This is a genomic window from Lysinibacillus sp. NPDC096418, assembly GCF_044762775.1.
Taxonomy (GTDB): Bacteria; Bacillota; Bacilli; order Bacillales_A; family Planococcaceae; genus Lysinibacillus.
The window spans coordinates 80,915-101,416 of record NZ_JBIWEY010000013.1; the positions used below are offsets into that span (position 1 = coordinate 80,915).

18 protein-coding genes are annotated in these 20,502 nt (G+C 40.1%); 15 read left to right on the forward strand and 3 right to left on the reverse strand.

Annotated elements, in window-relative coordinates; genetic code table 11:
- Positions 1-162: 162 nt before the first annotated feature.
- Positions 163-636, reverse strand: coding sequence for a hypothetical protein (locus tag ACIQZG_RS12180; protein WP_402755453.1), 474 nt, complete (start codon positions 634-636; stop codon positions 163-165).
- Between ACIQZG_RS12180 and ACIQZG_RS12185 the strand changes: the two genes are divergently transcribed.
- Positions 614-3,094: a hypothetical protein gene (locus ACIQZG_RS12185; protein WP_402755454.1), complete on the forward strand. Its 2,481-nt coding sequence runs from the start codon at positions 614-616 to the stop codon at positions 3,092-3,094. The genes ACIQZG_RS12180 and ACIQZG_RS12185 overlap by 23 nt on opposite strands.
- A gap of 368 nt (positions 3,095-3,462) precedes the next feature.
- On the opposite strand, the gene ACIQZG_RS12190 is transcribed toward ACIQZG_RS12185, so the two are convergent.
- On the reverse strand, positions 3,463-4,560 hold the full coding sequence (locus ACIQZG_RS12190) for a tetratricopeptide repeat-containing glycosyltransferase family 2 protein (protein ID WP_402755455.1): 1,098 nt from the start codon (positions 4,558-4,560) through the stop codon (positions 3,463-3,465).
- A 160-nt stretch (positions 4,561-4,720) separates the two neighbouring features.
- Here ACIQZG_RS12190 and ACIQZG_RS12195 point away from each other — a divergent pair, with 160 nt between their 5' ends.
- The 6 genes from ACIQZG_RS12195 (at position 4,721) to ACIQZG_RS12220 (ending at position 11,253) form a co-directional block, all read left to right on the forward strand.
- Positions 4,721-5,683, forward strand: coding sequence for a YncE family protein (locus tag ACIQZG_RS12195; protein ID WP_402755456.1), 963 nt, complete (start codon positions 4,721-4,723; stop codon positions 5,681-5,683).
- Positions 5,684-5,685: 2 nt separating this feature from the next.
- Entirely contained in the window at positions 5,686-6,369 is a 684-nt protein-coding gene (locus ACIQZG_RS12200) for a response regulator transcription factor (protein ID WP_402755457.1), read from the forward strand.
- Positions 6,366-7,754, forward strand: a complete 1,389-nt coding sequence (locus tag ACIQZG_RS12205; protein WP_402755458.1) for a sensor histidine kinase — start codon at positions 6,366-6,368, stop codon at positions 7,752-7,754. The genes ACIQZG_RS12200 and ACIQZG_RS12205 overlap by 4 nt, the downstream gene beginning before the upstream one ends.
- A 3-nt stretch (positions 7,755-7,757) precedes the next feature.
- Positions 7,758-8,267, forward strand: a complete 510-nt coding sequence (locus ACIQZG_RS12210; protein WP_402755459.1) for a FixH family protein — start codon at positions 7,758-7,760, stop codon at positions 8,265-8,267.
- Positions 8,268-8,389: 122 nt separating this feature from the next.
- Positions 8,390-8,959, forward strand: a complete 570-nt coding sequence (locus ACIQZG_RS12215) for a TetR/AcrR family transcriptional regulator (RefSeq protein WP_402755460.1) — start codon at positions 8,390-8,392, stop codon at positions 8,957-8,959.
- 104 nt (positions 8,960-9,063) lie between these two features.
- A complete protein-coding gene (locus tag ACIQZG_RS12220) occupies positions 9,064-11,253 on the forward strand; it encodes a YhgE/Pip family protein (protein WP_402755461.1) in 2,190 nt (729 codons plus the stop codon).
- A gap of 358 nt (positions 11,254-11,611) precedes the next feature.
- Here the strand turns inward: ACIQZG_RS12220 and yhfH are convergent, their stop codons facing one another.
- Positions 11,612-11,737 (reverse strand): protein YhfH, encoded by a 126-nt coding sequence (yhfH, locus tag ACIQZG_RS12225; protein ID WP_402755462.1) that lies wholly within the window; start codon positions 11,735-11,737, stop codon positions 11,612-11,614.
- 141 nt (positions 11,738-11,878) lie between these two features.
- Between yhfH and lplA the strand changes: the two genes are divergently transcribed.
- The 8 genes from lplA (at position 11,879) to ACIQZG_RS12265 (ending at position 20,367) form a co-directional block, all read left to right on the forward strand.
- On the forward strand, positions 11,879-12,871 hold the full coding sequence (lplA, locus tag ACIQZG_RS12230; protein ID WP_402755463.1) for a lipoate--protein ligase: 993 nt from the start codon (positions 11,879-11,881) through the stop codon (positions 12,869-12,871).
- A 94-nt stretch (positions 12,872-12,965) separates the two neighbouring features.
- A complete protein-coding gene (locus tag ACIQZG_RS12235) occupies positions 12,966-13,670 on the forward strand; it encodes a response regulator transcription factor (protein ID WP_402755464.1) in 705 nt (234 codons plus the stop codon).
- Positions 13,670-14,653 (forward strand): sensor histidine kinase, encoded by a 984-nt coding sequence (locus ACIQZG_RS12240; RefSeq protein ID WP_402755465.1) that lies wholly within the window; start codon positions 13,670-13,672, stop codon positions 14,651-14,653. The genes ACIQZG_RS12235 and ACIQZG_RS12240 overlap by 1 nt, the downstream gene beginning before the upstream one ends.
- A gap of 11 nt (positions 14,654-14,664) precedes the next feature.
- Positions 14,665-15,096, forward strand: coding sequence for a hypothetical protein (locus ACIQZG_RS12245; RefSeq protein WP_402755466.1), 432 nt, complete (start codon positions 14,665-14,667; stop codon positions 15,094-15,096).
- Positions 15,097-15,107: 11 nt separating this feature from the next.
- Positions 15,108-15,884: an ABC transporter ATP-binding protein gene (locus ACIQZG_RS12250; RefSeq protein ID WP_402755467.1), complete on the forward strand. Its 777-nt coding sequence runs from the start codon at positions 15,108-15,110 to the stop codon at positions 15,882-15,884.
- Positions 15,856-17,790 carry an ABC transporter permease gene (locus ACIQZG_RS12255; RefSeq protein WP_402755468.1) on the forward strand — a complete coding sequence of 645 codons (1,935 nt, stop codon included), beginning with the start codon at positions 15,856-15,858 and terminating at the stop codon, positions 17,788-17,790. Before ACIQZG_RS12250 ends, ACIQZG_RS12255 begins: the two co-directional genes overlap by 29 nt.
- Positions 17,791-17,932: 142 nt before the next feature.
- The gene (locus ACIQZG_RS12260; protein WP_402755469.1) at positions 17,933-19,483 is read left to right on the forward strand and encodes a fatty acid--CoA ligase family protein; all 1,551 of its coding nucleotides are present in this window, start codon (positions 17,933-17,935) and stop codon (positions 19,481-19,483) included.
- Positions 19,484-19,725: 242 nt separating this feature from the next.
- Positions 19,726-20,367, forward strand: a complete 642-nt coding sequence (locus ACIQZG_RS12265) for a VTT domain-containing protein (protein ID WP_402755470.1) — start codon at positions 19,726-19,728, stop codon at positions 20,365-20,367.
- Positions 20,368-20,502: the final 135 nt, after the last annotated feature.

A 20,502-nucleotide genomic window follows, 5' to 3' on the forward strand; every position in this document is an offset into this window, starting at 1 on the left:
AGTACAAACAAAGGTTGTTTGTATTACTTTTTTAAAAAAAATCATAACAAGAAGAGAGCTTGTATTTAGAATTATTAAATAGAAAAAACATCCTTAAGGTAGGTACGTACCTTAAGGATGTTTTTGATAAGTTACATTGTTGCTTAGTAAATGTGAATCGTATTAACTGATTCTATGACATGACCAAACGATCCCGCCAGAGTTAGCGCCCCCTAATGTAAGTGCTATCGTTAAACCATTTGCATTGTAGAATAAGTCAATTGCGTCTCCTGCATTTAACTCGACTTCTCCAGCTAGTGTAATTGTGCCATTTCCTAAAACTGCTCGTAAAGTTAATACTAGAGCTACGTTTACATTTAGTACGGGGAATAATCCGCTTATTAAGCTGGTTGCCGCATTCCTTCGAATGGCAAATGAAGGATTTATACCTGCCCCTAAGGTAACACTTATGGCTGCCGTTGTAGAGTAGTTAATAGTTGCTTCAAAGCAATATCTCCCTGTTGTCGGAACAGTAAATATGCCAGTAGTTGGATTGAAAGCTGCAGTAGTGAAGTAAGGAGGTGCTACATTCCAGTTAGCAATTGTAGTAGAGCCAGTAACAGACAATGCATTGTTGAAAGCTGAGAATCCCTCCAAAAATGCAGGTCCAGTAGCCCCAGTAGGTCCTGTTATTCCAGTGCCACCGGTAGGTCCAGTAGCCCCAGTAGGTCCAGTTGGTCCGATGTCGCCGGTAGATCCGGTAACGCCAGTAGCGCCGGTAGATCCGGTAGCCCCAGTAGATCCAGTTGGTCCAGTGCCGCCAGTAGGTCCAGTACCACCAGTAGGTCCCGTGTCGCCAGTAGGTCCAGTACTGCCAGTAGCACCCGTGCTACCAGTAGGTCCAGTGCTGCCAGTAATGCCCGTGCTGCCAGTAGCGCCTGTGCTGCCAGTAGGTCCAGTACCACCAGTAGATCCAGTGTCGCCAGTAGGTCCCGTACTGCCAGTAGCACCCGTGCTACCAGTAGGTCCAGTGCTGCCAGTAATGCCCGTACCACCAGTAGGTCCAGTGCTGCCAGTAGGTCCCATGCTGCCAGTAGCGCCTATGCCACCAGTAGATCCAGTGCCGCCAGTAGGCCCCGTACCACCAGTAGGTCCCGTGTTGCCAGTAGGCCCAGTGCTACCAGTAGATCCAGTGCTGCCAGTAGGTCCCGTGTTGCCAGTAGCGCCCGTGCTGCCAGTAGGCCCAGTGCTACCAGTAGATCCAGTGCCGCCAGTAGGTCCGGTGCCGCCAATAATGCCAGTAGGTCCAGTACTGCCAGTAGGTCCAGTGCTACCAGTAGGCCCAGTGCTGCCAGTAATGCCCGTGCTGCCAGTAGCGCCTGTGCTGCCAGTAGGTCCAGTACCACCAGTAGATCCAGTGTCGCCAGTAGGTCCCGTACTGCCAGTAGCACCCGTGTCGCCAGTAGGTCCCGTACTGCCAGTAGCACCCGTGCTACCAGTAGGTCCAGTGCTGCCAGTAGGTCCAGTGCTGCCAGTAGCGCCTATGCCACCAGTAGATCCAGTGCCGCCAGTAGGCCCCGTACCACCAGTAGGTCCAGTGTTGCCAGTAGCGCCCGTGCTGCCAGTAGGCCCAGTGCTACCAGTAGATCCAGTGCCGCCAGTAGGTCCCGTACCACCAGTAGGTCCTATACCGCCAATAGAGCCAGTGCTGCCGGTAGGTCCAGTGTTGCCAGTAGATCCAGTGTTGCCAGTAGCGCCCGTGCTGCCAGTAGGTCCAGTGCTACCTGTAGGCCCAGTGCTGCCAGTAATGCCCGTGCTGCCAGTAGGTCCAGTGTCGCCAGTAATGCCCGTACCACCAGTAGGTCCAGTGCTGCCAGTAGCGCCCGTGCTGCCAGTAGCGCCTATGCCACCAGTAGCGCCCGTGCCGCCAGTAGGCCCCGTGCCGCCAGTAGGTCCAGTACTGCCAGTAGGTCCAGTACCACCAGTAGGTCCAGTGCTGCCAGTAGCGCCCGTGCTGCCAGTAGCGCCTATGCCACCAGTAGCGCCTATGCCGCCAGTAGGCCCCGTGCCGCCAGTAGGTCCAGTGCCGCCAGTAGGTCCAGTGCCGCCAGTAGGTCCAGTGCTGCCAGTAGCGCCTATGCCACCAGTAGCGCCTATGCCACCAGTAGCGCCCGTGCCGCCAGTAGCGCCCGTGCTGCCAGTAGCGCCCGTGCCGCCAGTAGGTCCAGTGCTGCCAGTAGCGCCTATGCCACCAGTAGCGCCCGTGCCGCCAGTAGGTCCCGTACCACTAGTAGGTCCCGTGTTGCCAGTAGGCCCAGTGCTACCAGTAGGCCCAGTGCTACCAGTAGATCCAGTGCCGCCAGTAGGTCCCGTGCTGCCGGTAGCGCCCGTGCTGCCAGTAGCGCCCGTGCTGCCAGTAGCGCCCGTGCTGCCGGTAGGTCCAGTGTTGCCAGTAGGTCCAGTGTTGCCAGTAGGTCCAGTGTTGCCAGTAGGTCCAGTGTTGCCAGTAGGTCCAGTGATACCAGTAGGTCCTGTGCCGCCAGTAGATCCAGTGCCGCCAGTAGGTCCAGTGCCGCCAGTAGGCCCAGTACTGCCAGTAGCACCCGTGCTACCAGTAGGTCCAGTGCCGCCAGTAGGTCCAGTGCCGCCAGTAGGTCCAGTGCCGCCAGTAGGCCCAGTGCCGCCAGTAGGTCCAGTACTGCCAGTAGCACCCGTGCTACCAGTAGGTCCAGTGCCGCCAGTAGGTCCAGTGCTGCCAGTAATGCCCGTACCACCAGTAGGCCCAGTACTGCCAGTAGGTCCCGTACCACCAGTAGGTCCAGTACTGCCAGTAGCGCCCGTGCTGCCAGTAGGCCCCGTGCTGCCAGTAACGCCCGTGCGGCCAGTAGCGCCTATTCCACCAGTAGATCCAGTGCCGCCAGTAGGCCCCGTACCACCAGTAGGTCCAGTGTTGCCAGTAGGCCCAGTGCTACCAGTAGGTCCCCTTAGACAACCCGAACACGCGCATCCGCACCCATGCGCAATTGGTCGAAGCACACCTCTTTGCTCTCTGAGACCATCTATACAACGGCATGGGAAGCTATTACATTTATTGCAGGGCATTTGTGTAAAATAATTTGCAAAATTCATTGTTTCACCTCCTTTCTTTCATATCGTATTCAGAAGGGAGGTAGAGGAAGCAGACAAGTAACTATTTGAGATAGTCAATAATATAAGAATGTAAAATATAATAATAATTAAGTTAAACAGAGGATTTAAATTTAAAGGCTATAGTTTAGGAATATCTGTCCGGTTAATAACTAAGTTCAAAAAACAACTGGCAAAAGGATAAAAATGATGTTTACAATCTCATGATATATATTATGAAAATATAGTTTTAGGATTTTCTAGTTATGAGGAATATAGAAAATAGGCAAAATAAACAGGCGTACCGTCAAAGGTATACCTGTAAAGTCTTTTTATTGTTAGCATTTTGTTTACGTACTAGGGGAGGTTTTTGGAAGGATCCTTCTCTTCTTTTAAGATTCGATTGAAGTAATCTCTGTTATATAGTATTTTTTTATCGTTTGGTATAAATGTACTTGCTAGTTCATTATGAGCATTGGCTATTTCATATTGTTGTAATCGATCGTAGAGGACACATAGTTGTAGATGAGGTAGCCACGTTGTAAAGGTGTTGTTTTGGAATGGTGCGTGAGGATTCTGCTTTATTAGTAGTGCTTGTTCGTACCAATGAATGGCCTCGTAATTTTTAAACTGTTCCATGAAATAATAGCCGAGTCTACAACACGCTTCCGGGCGAGGAATATCATATTCGAAGCTTCTTAGGATGGAGGTTAGGTAGTTTTCCTTGTCGTCTAGATGTGAATAACAATCGGCTAGTCTATAGCATGCTCGGATATTATCCTCTACCCAGCCTAATTTTGATGTTAGAAATTGTTCGTAGTAAAAAATAGCTTTTTCATATTGAGTATGGTCAAGAAGTTCATTGGCGTAATAGAATGTATCACGTGGTGACAATTGTTCGCCAGATTTAACTAATTGATTGTAAATCTCAATATTTCGATTGTGGTCATGACTTAAAGGTAAATGGCTTACGCCCACATCGCTATCCAATAGATGTCCACCAACTGATAAATATTCGTGGACAGCACCTATCCATTGGAATTGATTTTCTCGTTTTACTAAACGATATCTTCTTAATGAGGAACTAACATTACCTTCATCGTCAAAACTTAAATAATAGTTCATTGACACAGCATCAATGTCCGTTGTTAAGGATTCTTTTAAGGCTTTAAACTTTTCTCGCTCCTCGGCAGAGAAAACATCATCAGCATCGAGCCATAGGATGTATTCTGTTGTAGCTTGCTGAAAGGAAAAGTTGCGTGCTGCTGCGAAGTTATTTATCCATTGAAAATTAAAAATACGGTCGGTGTACGGTTCAACAATCTTTTTCGTGTTATCAGTCGAACCGGTGTCTACGATATTTATTTCATCTACTAAATCTTTTACAGATTCAAGACATCTTCCAATTACTTCTTCTTCATTTTTGACAATCATACACAAGCTAATTGTAACCATCTTGTATCCCCCTTAAAATAATCAAAGTAGTATATGTTGCCGAGATTTCTTTTTCTGGATGAAAGTAACTTAACTGTTCAATAATGGTGTTGTCATAAATTAATCTTTCAAGTTTCACTTAGATTTCACAATTATGAAGTATAGTAAAAAGACAGAGGTGATGACGTTGAAAAGATGGATGTTTCTTATTTTTTCATTGTTTCAAATTGTATGGTTAGCAGGCTGTACAGAAAAATCGTTTACGCCGATTGAACGTGGAGAATCGTTTGTTGCGTCGTTAAATATTCAAGAGCCTTCGCTCGACTTTATCGATGAAAATGGTGAGCTTATAGCGACCTGGTTATTCGAAAAGGCATATTCAGGCGCTGTACTAATAGGAGATGACCGTGTATTACTATATGGGAACCAAGTCGATACTTTCGATATATATGATTTAACAACAGGTCAAAAGCTTTACACGAAGAAAGTAGATTTGGGGACAACGAATGCTTATTATTCAGAAGCCACACATCAATTTTTTATCGCAAATAGTAAGACAAATACGGTAACGAGCTTTGATGAGAAAGGGGACGAGCTTGCAACGCAACAACTCGGCAATTACCCGATGGCAATGGCTTCCACAAGCGATAAGCTGTATGTTATCAATTTTAAAGATACTAAATTATCCGTATTAAATTTGGATGATTTAGTGGTAGAGCAGGAATGGCCTATTGCAAAATCATCTCATGGCATAGCGATAATTGAAGAGACAAATGAACTATGGATTGGTGGTCATGGGGAAGGGAGTAAACCAAATCGTTTTGTAAAACGATATGATTTATCCTCTGGTAAGCAATTAGGAGATATAGAAATGCCATTAATGCCCGTTGGATTGACGAAAACTAGTGATGAAATTTTAGTCGTTAGTCATGGTCACAATGAATTGTATGTTGCAGATTTTAGTGGTGCAATAAAATGGAATCTTAAAGTAGGGGCAAATCCATTTGGCGTGAATAAGTTGAATGATTTAATCGTCGTCGCAGGTTATGATGACCATACACTTTATTTTATAAAAGACGGCGAAGTGCAAAGAACAGTTGATGTAGGGAAAGGCTCCTTTCAGCTGTTAGTAAGGGAGGAATAAGTGTGACAACTGTATTAATTGTAGATGACGAGCAGGATATGCGATATTTGATCGAAATGATGCTTCAAAATTCTAATTTTGAAACATTTACAGTTGCGAATGGTACAGAAGCTTATGATATTTTGGTGCGTGAAAAAATTGATTTAGTGCTACTTGATGTGATGATGCCGCATGAAGATGGGTTTGTTGTTTGTCAAAGTATTCGTGCGATGTCTAATGTCCCAATCATTTTTCTAACAGCCCGAGATGCCAATGAGGATAAGGTGAAAGGCCTTACACTTGGTGGTGATGATTATATAGTGAAGCCATTTACAATAGATGAGCTTGTGGCACGTATTCATGCAGTACTTAGAAGAAGTGGTCTGGCAATTGCCGATTTACAGCAAAAATATCTTACATACGGCTCGATAAAACTAGATGAAGTTGCACGTAAAGTATCGGTCAATGAAAAGCCTATTCCATTAACATTAAAGGAATTTGATTTACTGCATTTATTTATGAAAAATCCAGGCAATGCGTACTCACGTGAGCAACTATTAGAACGTATTTGGGATATTGATTATGTAGGCGGTACACGGACTGTTGATACACATATTAAAACATTACGTTTGAAACTTGGAAAGGGGGCGGCCGAGCATATTCAAACTGTTTGGGGTGTTGGCTACCGTTTAGATCCGGTCGAATGAAGAAAATTTCTACGAGGATTTGGCTATTAATTTTTACGTTTTTAATGATAACGGTTGTCTTTATGTATGTGCTAACAGATTATTTATATGAACAACTTTACGTAGAAGATACGGCAAGTACGATGATTGAGGTCGGTACAAAGCTCCAAACGAAGTATGTTGCTGGTCAGGTGACAGATGCATTTATTGCAGATATTGAAGCTTATAATGATTATTCCAATTTAAATATTTTTGCGGTGCGAAATCCGCGTGAACTCAGTGCTTGTGTGCCTTTTGACATTGATTATGAAACATTAATTGGCACAGAGGAGAGGCAGCAATTACTAGAGGGAAAGTTCGTACAAAAAATCGGCTATGAGCCACGATTTGATCGTCAATTAATCTCAGTTATTTTACCACTTGTGGACCAAAATCGACTAGAGGGTATTATTTATATTTACTTCCCACTGGCTAAAATAAGTGAGCTTGCAAGTCAAGAAGTCGTATTTTTATTTGTGAGTGCATTTGTATTTTTACTTATTATGAGCTTTTTTGTCTACAAAGGAATTCGTCATATTATGCGTCCGTTACATGAACTACAAGTTGCTGTAGAAAAAATGTCACAAGGTAATTATGAAGCACGTGTACCTGTTAATTCAAGTGATGAAATCGGTAAACTATCGAGTACATTTAACGAAATGGCAGAAGCAATTCAACGCGAGGATGAAGCACAGAAAGCGTTTTTAGCGACAGTCTCACATGAATTAAGGACACCAATTAGTTATGTAAAAGGCTATAGTGAAGCAATACAAAATGGAATTATTACTGAGGAGCAAAAAGAAGAAACGATTCAACTGATCGTACGTGAAGCTAATCGAATGGAGCGGCTAACGAATGAGTTGCTACAATTAGCCCGAATGGAAAATGAGCAAACCGAGATTACTCTATACCCTATTCCACTAGCAGAGACGTTACGTGAAGTGGAGCAATTATTGATCCATCAAGCACAGAAAAAGCACATTACACTTAAGCTGTTGGTCGATGAGTCGTTAATAGTTGAAGCGGACGAAGTAAAGTTAAAGCAGATCTTCATTAATATTATTGAAAATGCGATAAATTATTCCGATGAACAGTCCTCAGTTGAAATATCGGCCTTTGAAAAGGATGGATTTGCACATATTTTAGTTAGAGATTTTGGCATAGGCATTCCAAAGGAGGACCTGCCGTATGTCACAGAACGCTTCTATCGCGTAAACAAAGCACGTAGCCGCTCAGATGGTGGAAGTGGATTAGGTCTATCGATTGTCGAGCAATTATTAAAACCGTTGCGAGCAAAACTTGTAATTGACAGTGAAATAGGAAAAGGCACGAAGGTAAGTATCACGATGCCATTAATGGAGGAATAAGAGATGAAAAAATGGTTATTAGCGTTAGTAGCAGTACCAGCATTACTAGTAGGATGTACAGAAAAAGAAAAGCCAGTAGAAACATCACAAGATGAGGAATTACAAATACCAGAAGTGGAAATCCTAACACCAAAAGAAGTGGCAGTGAATGAAAAAGTTGAACTTGCAGCATATGTTTTTCAAGGGAAGACAAATATTGATGATGCAAGTGTTAAATTTGAAGTATGGGAGTCAGGAAAACGTGACGAAGGTCAAATGCAGGAGGGTGTCTTAGATAAAGAGGGTGTTTATAAAGCTGATATTACATTTGATCATGACGGTGTATATTTTATGTATGCCCACACAACAGCTAACTCCATCCATGTAATGCCAAAGCAACAAATTACAGCAGGTAATCCAGATATGACGCAAGTTTTACCAGAAGGTGAAGATGACAAAATGAATACGATGGACCATGGTAAGGGTGCTTCTGATAATACAGAACATGAAAAAAGTGAGTCGAATCACAATTAAATACTTGCATTAAATTAAAAATAGGATTATTATAATGACCAGATGACCGAAATGGTTTTTTGGTCATTTTTGATTTCCATGTACGAAATATGTACATAACATAACAAGGAAGGATGACAGTAATGGATCGTAGGCAGGAAATTCTTGAAGCGGCTTCAAAATCTTTCACATTGTTTGGCTATAAAGCAACAACGATGGAGCAGGTGGCGAAAATCGCTAATGTCGGTAAAGGAACAATTTATACATTCTTTGCAAATAAAGAAATTTTATTTCAAGAAATTGCTATGTCTCTTGTGAGAGAAATGTGTGCAGAAGCAGATGCCGTGCTAGATACATCAGCAAGCTTTATGGACAATGCGCATAACGCTTTAATGAAAATGCTACAATTCCGTGAGAAACATCTTTTATTTGCAAAGTTAATCGAGGAAGAAAAAGAGTTGCGCACGCCAGCAGTAAAACAAGTTTTAATTCGCATCGAATCAGAGATTTTATCGTATGTAGCAGCGTTAATTCAAAAGCGTATTGATAAAGGCGAAATTCGAGAGTGTGATACAGCGCTTGTGAGCTACTTACTATTAAAAGCGTATTTAGCATTTATTGTTGATTGGCATGAACTTCATGATGACAAAATTCCTGAAGAAAAGATATTAAATCTTTTTAAGGAAACGATTTTTCGAGGACTTGTCCTTTAAAGAAGGAATCTACAGATTTCACTAGCAGTGGATTTTGAGATTTTTTTTGTAACAAAATGACCGAATGACGATTTCGGTCAAAACGTATAGGAGTGGAGAAATATATGATTAAAGCAGAGTGGCTGAAGATTTTCAAAACAAGAAAAATGCTTGTTTCGATTGTCGCTGTGTTATTCATCCCAGTAATGTACGCAGGGATGTTCTTATGGGCATTTTGGAACCCATATGCAGGTTTGCCTGATTTACCAGTAGCAATTGTAAATGAAGATAAAGGTGCAGAGATGGACGGCGTCAAGCTGACCCTAGGGGAGACCTTGGTCGAGAAGCTCGTCGACAGTAAACAGTTTAACTTTATCGAAGTGTCGAATGACGAGGCTGAAAAAGGTTTAAACGGTCGAGACTATTATATGATCTTAGAAATTCCAGCAAACTTCTCAGACCATGCTACAACCTTACTAGATGATAAACCTTCAAAATTAGTAATGAATTATATTCCGAACGAAGGATTAAATTTCTTAAGTTCACAAATCGGTGAAACTGCAATGGACCGAGTACGCGCAGAAGTGAATGCGCAAGTATCTACGACATATGCAGAAAAGTTATTTGATTCTATTGCAACTTTAGGTGATGGTTTTACAGAAGCAGCTGATGGTTCAGTGAAACTTGATGAAGGTGCACAAAAAGTTGCCAATGGTGCTAGTGATTTAAAAGGTTATCTAGAACAATTAGCATCGAGCACAATCGAACTTTCAGACGGTACCGATAAACTAGCCGCAGGCGCACAAAAAGCAGCAACTGGTGCTTCTGAATTATCAACTGGTTTAGTAAAATTGCAAGATGGTACTGTTCAGTTACAACAAGGTGCACAGCAAGCAGCAGCGGGTGCATCTAACCTTCAACAAGGTGTGAAACAGTATACAGTAGGCGTGGCACAAGTAGAAGATGGTCTTGCTACGTTAAATGAGAAACAACAGCAAATTATTGACGGTTCGGCATCAGTTGCCGAGAGTGCTAGTAAATTAAATGGCGCAGCAACAGAACTTACAGCAGGTTCTGCACAAGTAGAAGCTGGTATTAACGCATTAACCGAGCAATTAAAAAGTACATTGGATTCAATGCCACAAGAACAAGCTGCACCATTAAAGCAAACATTGGAGCGAATTCAAGCAGGTAGCACAAACGTTCATAATGGTTTGACTTCACTATCAGCAGGTACAGAAAAATTACAAGCCGGTGCAAATCAAGTAAATAACGGCGCATCACAAATCGCGGCTGGTCAAGCGAAAACTTTAGCTGGTGCCAACTCGTTAACAGCGAAAAGCAACGAGCTAATCGAAGGTGCTAAAAATTTACAAGCAGGTAATACAACACTTGCTGAAAAATTAAATGAACTAAAAGCAGGTGTTAACTCAGCTTCATCAGGCTCTCAACAATTAGTTGCAGGCTTAAATGAATTAGTAAGTGGTACATCTACGTTAAACGATGGTACAACAACACTTGCTTCAAAATCAGGTGAGTTAGCAGAAGGATCTACAACACTTGCAGAAGGTTCGACAGAGCTTGCAGATGGTACTGCAACACTTTCTGATAAATTAGGTGAAGCAAGTGAAAAAGCAAGTGAAGTGAAAGCGAATGAAGACACATATGATATGGTAGGTAGTCCAGTAGAAATAGAAAAAGATGCTTTAAATCCAGTTGCCAATTATGGTACAGGGTTTGCACCATACTTCATTTCTTTAGGTTTATTCGTTGGAGCACTTCTTATTTCAATCGTGTTCCCACTAGTTGAGCCAGCGATTCGACCGAAAAATGGTGCAGCTTGGTTCACAAGTAAAGTGGTTGTATTAGCGGTAGTTGGATTAATCCAAGCGCTATTAACTGTAGGCGTAGTGAAGTGGGGACTTGGTCTTGAAGTACAGAATGTGGGTCACTTCGTATTAACGGCCTTACTTACAAGCTATGTATTCTTAGCATTAATTCAAATGCTTGTATCGATTATGGGTGACCCAGGTCGCTTCGTAGCAATTGTTATATTGATTTTACAATTAACAACAAGTGCAGGTACGTTCCCACTAGAATTAATCCCTGGACCACTACAAGTATTTAATACATTATTGCCAATGACATACTCAGTTCAAGCATTTAAAGCAAGCATATCAACAGGCGATATGACATTCTTATTCCAAAACTATGCTGTGTTATTTGGTTACATGGTTGTCCTCTTACTTATTACATTTGGTTACTTTATGTTACTACACACAAAACGTTACTCAAAAGTAGCGGAAGAGAACTAAAATATTTTTACGGCACTCATCCTGACAAGGTGAGTGCTTTTTTTTGCGATTGCATATGTCGAATGATGACGTTGTGGAAGAATAGCAATCCGAAGTGCAGAAGAATGTTACGTTTGCGAGAGAAGTAATCAGATATGCCGAGAAAAAATCCACTTAGTTAAGATAACAGTATTAAAATGCTGGGATTTTCGCAAAAACTTATCATAAAAATGAAACAGAAAATCGCAACTGACATGAGCGTATCAGTTGCGATTTCCTAGTGTAAGAGATTTAATTAAGGGTTCATCAAAAATATGATGAGGATTGTCATTATTTCTACGTGTGGGGCACGTATGACAATTACAGTATAGGCAAATGCTTATAGGCAGTTACATTTTTCACAAGTGTTGCTGTAGCATTCGCTTTGTTCTTCGATTTGTTCACCGCACTCTGTACATTGCTTTGCAGGTAAATTCTTGAAAAATTCGACTACGTTTTCTAACATTGTGGACTCCTCCTTTAAGTTCATCTGTACTATTACTGTTTTGATATTACACAGTGTATTATAACAGATGCAAAACGTCAACACTAAATGCCTAATTTGCGTTAAAATAAATATGGATATTTTGTGAAGGAGGAAATGACTATGATTTTCGTTGATAATAAGGGGATTCATGACCCACGCATAAACCTAGCTATTGAGGAGTATTTACTAAAAACAATGGATGTCGAAAAAGAACCGATTTTGTTGTTTTACATTAATCAGCCATCAATCATTATTGGTAAGAACCAAAATACGATTGAAGAAATTAATACAGACTACGTAGAGGATAATGGCATAATCGTTGTACGTCGATTATCAGGTGGTGGGGCTGTGTACCATGATTTAGGTAACTTGAATTTCAGCTTCATCACAAAAGATGATGGGGATAGCTTTATGAACTATAAAAAGTTTACACAGCCAGTAGTCGATGCACTTGCGAAAATGGGCGTGAATGCAGAGCTTTCTGGGCGTAATGATATTTTGGCAGAAGGGCGGAAAGTTTCAGGAAACGCTCAATTTGCTACTCGTGGTCGTATGTTTACGCACGGGACACTGTTGTTTAATACAGAAATTGACGCTGTAGTCTCAGCTTTAAAAGTGAAGAAAGATAAGATTGAATCAAAAGGTATCAAATCCGTTCGTTCACGTGTAGCAAATATTTCTGAATTCCTAAATGATGAAATGACTGTGGAACAATTCCGCATGGAAATATTAAAATCTGTCTTCGGTGGTGAAGAGAATATTCGCTACTATGAATTAACAGAGGAAGATTGGACTAAAATCAACACACTATCTGAAGAACGTTACCAAGCATGGGAATGGAATTATGGGAAATCCCCACGTTTCAACATTCAAAAAACACATCGCTTCCCTTCAGGTGGGGTTGATATTCGTTTAGAAGTAAATAAAGGTGTGATTGAAGAAGCGCATATTTTTGGAGACTTTTTCGGCGTTGGCGATGTAGCGGACATAGAGGCTCGTCTTATTGGGACAAATTATGACCGCACATCAATTGCAGAAGTATTAAAGGATATTGATATACCAAAATACTTTGGTGGTATTACAGATCAAGATTTCTTACAGCTCATCTATTAACAAGTAAGTGAAACTATATTACAGAAAAAAGGGATTGTGACAATTATGTCGCAAGCTCTTTTTTTGATACAATATAGTTGAAAGGAGTGTGTATATGGATAAGCATCGAATATTTATCGTAGAAGATGATGTGAAAATTGCTTCATTACTCGCAGAAACACTTAGAAAATATCAATACGAAGTTGAAACGATTCAAGAATTTGATCGTTTAATCGAAGAATTTACAGCATTTAAGCCACACATGGTGTTGCTTGACATAAATTTACCAGCGTATGACGGCTATTACTGGTGTCGTCAATTACGTCAATATACAACATGTCCGATTATTTTTATTTCGGCACGATCAGGCGAAATGGATCAAATCTTTGCCCTTGAAAATGGTGGCGATGACTTTATTACGAAACCGTTTAATTATGAAATTGTGTTAGCGAAAATTCGTAGTCATTTACGTCGCACATATGGTGAGTATGCAGCAAGACAGGAAGAACGTACGATAAAGCAAGGACAGCTTGTCTTACATTTAGAACGTATGGAGCTGCATAAAAATGACTTAGAGATACCTTTACAGAAAAAAGAGTGTATTATATTAGAATTGTTAATGGGACAAGCACCGAAAGTGGTGACACGTGAGCAATTGCTTGAAGAACTTTGGGATGACCAGGCATTTGTTGACGAAAATACATTGAATGTTAACATGACGCGTGTAAGAAAAAAATTAGCAGACTACAATGTACAGTCAACAATCGAAACGGTAAGAGGTGCAGGATATCGTTTTATCGTAAGTGAGGGTGAGATGTGATGAGCTGGCGTTTATTTTTAAGAGATTATGCTAGTTTTATCATTTTTCAAATACTATTAGTCGGATTTATTATGGTGCTGTACTGGCTAGATGGCTTCCGCAATGTTGATACTGCGGTGTACACTTTTTCTATCAGTTTAGTATTGTTGGCATCTTTTTTACTTGCGCGTTATTTGATGCGCCAAAGTTATCTAACTAAAATTGCACAGTTACCAAAAACAATGGAAGATGCGTTGCAAAAAAATGCGAAAACTCCAGAAGCGGTGAAAGCTGAAAAGTATATGCATGAGCTATATCGTCTGTATCAGCATGAACTTCACGCGCTATATGCGAGTCAAAAGCGACATGATCAGTTCATGAATCAATGGGTGCACCAAATGAAAACGCCTATTTCAGTCATTGAGTTACTTTTGCAAGATGAACGAGCACTCGATAAAAATAGTGTGCAAGAGGAAGTAGATCGTCTACGTAGAGGATTAGATATGGTGCTCGTGAATGCTCGCTTGGAAAGTTTTGAAGAGGATATGCAGGTAGAGCGGGTGGCATTGAAAGCGATTGTGACTGCAACAGTTAATGAAAATAAACGTCTTTTTATTACTAAACGTGTCTTCCCAGAAATTCATATTGATGAGGATATCATTGTTGCAAGTGATTCAAAGTGGCTGCGCTTTATTATCGGTCAATTCGTGACCAATGCGGTGAAATATACATTTGAAGCTAATAAAAAAATAACGATTTCAGCCATTCAAAATGAAGAGCATATTCAGTTAGCAATTTGTGATGAAGGGATTGGGATTCCTACTTCTGATCTTTCGCGTGTAACAAAAGCCTTTTTCACTGGTGAAAATGGGCGTAAAACAGGGGAATCCACAGGGATGGGCTTATATTTAGCAAATGAAATCTGTGAAAAACTTGGCCATGAACTAGAGATTACATCTGAAGTTGGAAAAGGGACAGTTGTTACAGTGACATTTACAAACTAGGGGGAGCACGGATGAACGAGGTACGCGTTGAAAATTGGCTATTGAATATGGATAAAGAAAAAACAAAGGCTGTATATGAGACAGTTACTGAGGTATGTGAATGTATAACATGTCAAAACTTCCGTAAAGCGAGTTTGTTACTTGATGAGGAGGTATTGCATTTTTGCCGAGTACTTGGGTTAGACTTACATAAACCAAGTCAGTTGAACGCCTTTCCAGTAGAGAACGGTCAAGTTATGTATAGTGGTTATTATCATTTGTGTGGAGAAATTATCGATGGCGAATTTGATGAATGGGATATTGTTGTTGGTCAGCATTGCTTTAGCTTAGTGGAAGAAGAGGGCGGCATGCCTGAAATGCTAACAGCTCCATATTTTCAAATAGGATTTGAAGTAGTACTCCAATGGTTATTACCAGAGTCACTAGAATTAATGAAGAAATAAGGTGAATAGTTATGCCTATTTTGCAAATAAAAGATATTACGAAGGTTTATGAGGGGAAGGTTACACATCGTGCCCTCAATCAACTAAGCTTTGAGGTAGAAGATGGTGAGTTTTTAGCCGTTATGGGGCGATCAGGAAGTGGGAAAACAACCTTACTGAATATTATTTCCACTATTGACGAACCGACGAGTGGAGAAATCATTTTAGATGGTATGAACCCCCATAAGTTAAATGCAGCGGAACTTGCTTATTTTAGACGACGTCAACTGGGCTTCATATTCCAAGATTTTAATTTGCTGCATATGCTGACGGTTGAGGAGAATATTATTTTGCCATTAACACTTGATCAGCAGCCATTAGAAGTGATGGAAGAACGTCTCAAGGATATTGTAGAAAAGCTGGATTTAAAGTCCTTTTTACACAAACGTCCAAATGAAATTTCTGGTGGACAAGCGCAACGAACTGCAATTGGTCGGGCACTTATCCATAATCCGAGCTTAATCCTAGCAGATGAGCCGACTGGGAATTTAGATTCAAATTCTTCTCGTGATGTACTCGAATTATTAACAAAGGTGAGTAATGAACGGAAAACAACTATTATTATGGTGACGCATGATCCAATTGCTGCAAGTTATTGTGACAGAGTACTATTCATTAAAGATGGTGAGTTTTTCAATGAAATTTACAAGGATGATCGCCGTCAAATGTTTTTCCAACGTATTTTAAATGTATTGAGCTTACTAGGAGGAGGGCAAGTAGGTGACCTTTCGACAATTCGCTTACCGTAATGTCGTGCGGAATAGCCGTATTTACGGAGCCTTTTTTATGGCGAGCTTTTTTTCAGTAGCCGTGTTTTTTATTTACTCGATGCTGATGTTTCATCCTGATATTGAAAGTGGTATTTTAGGCGAAGTACCAATGGTTGGAATGGTAGGTGCAGAAGTAGTACTTGTCCTGTTTACACTGTTCTTTTTATATTACTCAATGAGTGCGTTTTTAGAGGCGCGATCTCGGGAATTTGGAATTTTACTACACCTTGGAATGGAAAAGCGCCAAATGAATAAACTCGTTTTTTTAGAAACGATGATTATTGGTGCTGCCTCTATTATTGTTGGTATTATTTTTGGTTTTTCCTTTTCTAAGTTTTTCTTTATGATTGTACGTGAAATTTTACACTTAGAGGAATTGCCTTTATATGTTTCTTGGGAGCCGTTTCTATTAACATTTGGTGTTTTTACGAGTGCTTTTGTCGTTATTTCTTTTATCAGCGTATACTTTACACGTGAGCGAAAAATAAGAGATTTAATGAAGGGTAGCAACTACTTACATAGCGCAACAACGTATTCAAAAATACGTGCGATTTATGGTATTGCATTAATTTTAGCGACGTATGTGTTGGCATTGATTGTGTCGTATACATCGATGATTGGTCTAACATTACTTATCCCATTTTCGGCGACCTTTGGCACGTATTACTTTTTGAGTGATTCGGTGCCTTTCTTTTTAGATGTAGCACGTGGTAAACGTAAATTTCACTGGCAACGCTATCGTCTACTATCGCTAGCCGACCAGACAAATATCATGCAGGAAAATGTGAAAATGTTCTTTGTGGTGACAATGGTATCGACGATGGCATTTTTATCAGTTGGTGTATTAGCAACGATGTCTTCCTATACAACACAGTATGAACGACTAAATCCACTCGGGTTAATTTATAAAGGGGATATAGATAACCCATATGAGAGTGAACATATTAACTCCCTTAGAGAGCAATTAGAGGAAAAGGGGTTATCCTATCATTTAACACGTTTTGTTGTGATCAAACAAACCTCTTCTTTTACTCAAAATGAGGTAGAGGTGTTTCGTGAGTCAGATATGAATACCTTATTATATTCTTTTGGCTATCCGATGCTGAAATTAACAGAAGGTGAAGCGGTATTTATCCCTTATTCGGAAGAGTCACTGAAAAAGCTAGAGGATACTGTTGTTCATACAGTGTTAGAGGAAAATAAGATTCCACTTACAATTGATAGTGTCTATCCTGAAATCGTCTTTCCGGGATCTATTGTGAGTGTCAACTCTATTGTCATAAGTGATGAGGATTTCGTGAAGCTGAAATATCCAATTGCTGATGTTAGTATGGTGCAACCTATTTATAGGCTATTCACATTTGATATCCCCCAGTGGATGGAAACGAAAGAAATAGGCAAAGAGATTGTTCAATTAGCAGAGAAAGAGAATTATTATAAGAAAGAAAATCGTGGTCCATTTTACTTTGAAAATGCCGGATTAAATTATTCTTATATATTAGCAACTTACTCATTATTTACATTAGTTGGCGTGTTAGTTGCGACAGTATTTTTACTAGCTGCTGGTAGCTTTATCTACTTTAAACTACACACGTCATTAGAACGTGAAAAACGTAAATTCGATGTTTTAAAGCGCATGGGTTTAACAGACGTAGAATTGAAAAAGCTTGTGAATCGTCACTTATTCCCACAGTTTTTCTTACCGTGGGGTGTGGCAATGATGCATAGTGCCTTTGCTTTTTTCATGGTGCAAAGTATTTTAAAGGACATTGCTAATATTTCTATTGTGAAAGAAGTATTCTTTGCTTTTGGATTTTTTGTGTTTATTCAAGTGGTCTATTTTTACTTAATTCGTTGGCGTTATATCTCTCATATTCGTTCTTGATAAAGTTGCGTTAAAGAGAATAAAATGAATTATTTAACAGAAAATAGCACGTGAAGTAAAAACACTTATTGTTTTCCAATTACATTTCTTGTATAATATTACTGAATAGGGATTCATTTTATACGACAAGGGGATGGTGTAATTGAATTTAGTTTCATGTGTACGTCAGCAAGCTGTTGAGCAACCTGAAAAAGTTGCGTATCATTTTATGGGGAAAGATACATCTTACGGAGAGTTTGAGCAAACAGTCAGTCGCTTTGCACAAGGATTACAAGATTTAGGGGTGGAAAAAGGGGATCATGTGGCGTTTTTACTCGGCAATACACCACATTATTTAATTTCTTTATATGCAACAATGCGCTTAGGAGCAACGGCAATTCCAGTAAATCCAATTTACACACCAGATGAAATTTCATATATTTTACGTAATGGTGATGTGAAAGTGATCATAGCACTTGACGCACTGCTGCCATTAGTAGAAATGGGTGTACAAGCATTTCCGCAAGTAGAAGCATTTATCGTGTGTGAGACAGCTGCTGATGCAGCTGAAAAGGTAGCTGGTTTATCGGATGCAGCTAGAGTAAAAACATATTTATTTTCACAAGTTGTCGCAACAGCTTCGGGCTCGTTAGAACCTGTAGATGTTTCAGATGATGACAATGCTATTATTTTATATACATCAGGAACAACTGGTAGTCCAAAAGGCGCGATGTTAACACATGGAAATGTCTATTCGAATGCGCGTGATGTGTCGACCTACTTAGGCTATAGAGATGATGATCGTGTTATTGCGACATTACCTGTATTTCATGTTTTTGCCTTAACCGTTGTAGTTAATGCGCCGTTACTTAGTGGAGCAACTGTTTTACTTGCACCGCGATTTAGTCCAACTGAAATTTTCACCTTAGCGAAGGAGAAAAAGGCGACTGTATTTGCGGGAGTACCAACGATGTATAACTTCTTATATCAATTACCTGACAGTAATCTAGATGATTTCTCGACAATTCGTCTAGCAATCTCAGGGGGCGCATCGTTACCTGTTGCACTATTACATAATTTCGAAGAGAAATTTAATGTACGTGTGTCAGAAGGTTATGGGTTATCAGAGGCTTCACCAGTAACTTGCTTTAATCCATTAGATCGTGATCGCAAAGCAGGATCGATTGGGACAAATATTAATAATGTTGAAAATCGAGTTGTGGATGAATATGGGCAAGATGTACCTGTGGGTGAAGTTGGGGAACTGATTGTTCGTGGACCAAATGTGATGAAGGGCTACTATAAGATGCCTGAGGAAACTGCGATAGCTATTCGTGATGGCTGGTTGTATACAGGCGATTTAGCGAAGGTGGATGAGGAAGGTTATTTTTATATTGTCGATCGTAAAAAAGATTTGATTATTGTTGGTGGATTTAATGTATATCCTCGTGAAGTAGAGGAAGTATTGTTTACGCATAACAATATTGTAGAAGCGGCAGTAGTAGGCTTCCCAGATCCTGACTTCGGCGAAGCGGTTCATGCTTATGTCGTGCTAAAAGATGTTTCAAAATCCACGACAGATGATATTTTAGCGTACTGTGCAAAGCATATGGTGAAATACAAAGTACCTAAAGTGATTGAGATATTAGATGAGTTACCGAAAAATACGACAGGTAAGATTCTACGTCGTTCATTAAAAGAAGTTAAAGTATAAAGGGAGAAGGGCTACTTGTGAGAGTAGCCCTTTTTATGTTATTTTTAGACAGTTAACATATTAATTGAGCGAATGTCCTGTGAGTGATAAAATCGTTCATGTATAAAAGTTAAGGACAAGACATTTATGTTGTAACATCTAGTGATATGATGTCTATGGAAACCTTTGAAGAAATACCATCGTCAAAGTTAAAAGTAAGCATAGTAGAAATGAATAAATTTGATTGAAAGAGAGCCTGCTACATGTCTATTATTTATGATTTGATTAGTTTTATCATGCATATTGATGTACATCTGAAAGAAATTATCGAAGATTTCGGTGTGTGGTCTTATGCGATTTTATTTGGAATTGTTTTTGTCGAAACTGGAGTTGTTATTTTCCCATTTTTACCGGGTGATTCATTACTTTTTGCAAGTGGTGCTCTAGCTGCAATTGGCGCATTTGAACTATGGATTTTAATCCCTGTCTTTTTAGCTGCAGCGATTCTTGGAGATACAGTCAACTATGAAATTGGTAAAAAGGTGGGAACATCGATACCGCCAAAAAGCTTTTTAGGACGAGTTATTAACCAAGAGCGTATGGATGCTGCACAGCGTTTTTTCAATAAACATGGTGGGAAAACAATTGTTATTGCCCGTTTCATGCCATTTATTCGTACGTTTATTCCGTTTATAGCGGGTGCGAGTCGCATGCATTACCGTTATTTCATTATGTACAACATACTAGGAGCGGTTTTATGGGTATTTAGCTGTACGTTATTAGGATATTTCTTTGGGAACATTCCTATCATTAAAGACAACTTCTCAACTGTGTTGATTTTAATTATTGTAATCTCAGTATTACCAGCAATTATTGGTGCATTGAAAGCTAGAAAGAACAAATAAAAGTGAAGCCTCGCGTTTATGAGGCTTCACTTTATTTAATGGTTCTATAATATTTGTTGGGGTTTTTACACAATTACAAGCATGAAAAAAACACAGATTCACCGATTTATATATACTTGAATTGTCAAGAAACAA

What these genes read in the sequence shown, in the direction of transcription:
- ACIQZG_RS12250 (WP_402755467.1), top strand. Translation starts at nt 15,108, where the DNA reads ATGCCTATTTTGCAAATAAAAGATATTACGAAGGTTTATGAGGGGAAG.
- ACIQZG_RS12205 (WP_402755458.1), top strand. Translation starts at nt 6,366, where the DNA reads ATGAAGAAAATTTCTACGAGGATTTGGCTATTAATTTTTACGTTTTTA.
- ACIQZG_RS12240 (WP_402755465.1), top strand. Translation starts at nt 13,670, where the DNA reads ATGAGCTGGCGTTTATTTTTAAGAGATTATGCTAGTTTTATCATTTTT.
- ACIQZG_RS12265 (WP_402755470.1), top strand. Translation starts at nt 19,726, where the DNA reads ATGTCTATTATTTATGATTTGATTAGTTTTATCATGCATATTGATGTA.
- ACIQZG_RS12215 (WP_402755460.1), top strand. Translation starts at nt 8,390, where the DNA reads ATGGATCGTAGGCAGGAAATTCTTGAAGCGGCTTCAAAATCTTTCACA.
- lplA (WP_402755463.1), top strand. Translation starts at nt 11,879, where the DNA reads ATGATTTTCGTTGATAATAAGGGGATTCATGACCCACGCATAAACCTA.
- ACIQZG_RS12210 (WP_402755459.1), top strand. Translation starts at nt 7,758, where the DNA reads ATGAAAAAATGGTTATTAGCGTTAGTAGCAGTACCAGCATTACTAGTA.
- ACIQZG_RS12195 (WP_402755456.1), top strand. Translation starts at nt 4,721, where the DNA reads ATGACGTTGAAAAGATGGATGTTTCTTATTTTTTCATTGTTTCAAATT.
- ACIQZG_RS12220 (WP_402755461.1), top strand. Translation starts at nt 9,064, where the DNA reads ATGATTAAAGCAGAGTGGCTGAAGATTTTCAAAACAAGAAAAATGCTT.
- ACIQZG_RS12245 (WP_402755466.1), top strand. Translation starts at nt 14,665, where the DNA reads ATGAACGAGGTACGCGTTGAAAATTGGCTATTGAATATGGATAAAGAA.
- ACIQZG_RS12190 (WP_402755455.1), bottom strand. Translation starts at nt 4,560, where the DNA reads ATGGTTACAATTAGCTTGTGTATGATTGTCAAAAATGAAGAAGAAGTA.
- yhfH (WP_402755462.1), bottom strand. Translation starts at nt 11,737, where the DNA reads ATGTTAGAAAACGTAGTCGAATTTTTCAAGAATTTACCTGCAAAGCAA.
- ACIQZG_RS12235 (WP_402755464.1), top strand. Translation starts at nt 12,966, where the DNA reads ATGGATAAGCATCGAATATTTATCGTAGAAGATGATGTGAAAATTGCT.